General features: G+C 67.0%; 2 protein-coding genes. One reads left to right on the top strand and one right to left on the bottom strand.

The features are described 5' to 3' along the window. Positions 1–916 (bottom strand): RNA-guided endonuclease InsQ/TnpB family protein (locus ACGFIZ_RS34255; protein WP_393427460.1); only part of this gene is annotated, 916 nt, incomplete at its 3' end. A gap of 38 nt (positions 917–954) precedes the next feature. Between ACGFIZ_RS34255 and tnpA the strand changes: the two genes are divergently transcribed. After that, positions 955–1,350 carry an IS200/IS605 family transposase gene (gene tnpA, locus ACGFIZ_RS34250; RefSeq protein ID WP_393427458.1) on the top strand — a complete coding sequence of 132 codons (396 nt, stop codon included), beginning with the start codon at positions 955–957 and terminating at the stop codon, positions 1,348–1,350. Positions 1,351–1,359 lie beyond the last annotated feature (9 nt).

The raw sequence follows: 1,359 nt of genomic DNA, 5'->3' as shown, positions 1-1,359 counted from the left end.
TGCGGCCCGCCCGCGTACCACGCTCGATCAGTTCGTTCTTACATGCGCCGATCGCCGCGTCGGCCGCTTTGCGGGCCATCGTGGTGCGGGCGAGGAATTTCGGCTTGAAGTCCTCGACCGCGATCAGCGCGTGGTGGTCAGTGACGTTCTTGGCCCAGACGCGGGCGTCGTGGGTGTTCTGTCGGGCGGCCTTCTTCGCGACCCGGGCGGCCTGCCGCTTTGCGGTCTGGTAGCCCTTCGACGGGGCGTGTCCCTTGGGACGACGGCGGCGGGCCATCTTGCGCTGGGCCTTGGCCATCTCGGCGGCGCACCGGCGGCGATGGCCGAGGTGCGGCAGGTCGAACGCCGGGTCGGTCGTGGCGGCGGTGGTCTTGACGCCCCAGTCGACGCCGATACCCGGCGAGTCCGACTCGGGTGCGGTGGTGATCTCACGGCGGACCACGAACGAGGCGTACCAGTGGCCGAGGGTGTCTTGGTAGACGCGCACGCTGGTCGGCTCGGACGGCAGTTCCCGCGACCAGACGACCGGAACGGTCACCTTGCCCGGCAGGCACAGCCGGCCGTCTTTGATCCGGAAGCCGCGGGTGGTGTACTCCAGGGTCGGCAGCGAGTCCTTGAGCCGCTTGACCTTCGGTCGGCCCCGGCCCTTGACCTTGAACGAGTGGTCCAGGGCGGCACCATAGGTGCGCAGTGTCTGCTGCTGTGCGACCTGCGATCCCTCGCGCAGCCAGGCATTACGGCTGCGGGCCTCGGTCAGCAGCTTCGACAGCTTCCCGAACGTCGGCTTGCGGCCGGTCTTCTGCTGGTGCACAGCTTCGTTCCACAACCACCGGCACCGGCCCCACTCGTCGAGCAGTGCGGCCTGCGCGATGCGGCCGGGCCGCAGGCGATAGGTGTAACGCACTGTCTCGTCCACGCCGAACACTATACACCACAAAGCTATATAGTCTCGGCATGGACGAGGTCAGGTCGAACAACAACGTCGTGTACCGCTGCCACTACCACGTCGTCTGGTGCCCGAAGTACCGGCGCAAGGTCATCGGCGGCAAGGTGGACGAGCGGCTCAAAGAGATCATCCGCGAGGTTTGCGCCGAGCGGAACGCACCGATCGAGGCGATCGAGACGATGCCCGACCACGTGCACCTGCTCGTGGTCGTGGACCCGCAGTACGGCGTCCACCGCCTGGTCAAGCAGATCAAGGGTCGATCCTCCCGTCTGCTGCGCCAGGAGTTCCCGCACCTCAAGTCCCGGATGCCGACCCTGTGGACCAACTCGTACTTCGTCGCCACGACCGGCGGCGCCACTGTGGAGGTGGTCAAGAGGTATGTCGAGAACCAGCGCAACGTGTGACCAGACGCC

It is taken from the genome of Micromonospora sp. NPDC048830 (assembly GCF_043198215.1).
In the GTDB taxonomy this organism is placed as follows: Bacteria; Actinomycetota; Actinomycetes; order Mycobacteriales; family Micromonosporaceae; genus Micromonospora.
Note: the sequence above shows the minus strand (reverse complement) of the source record. Positions and strands in the feature narration are given on the sequence as shown.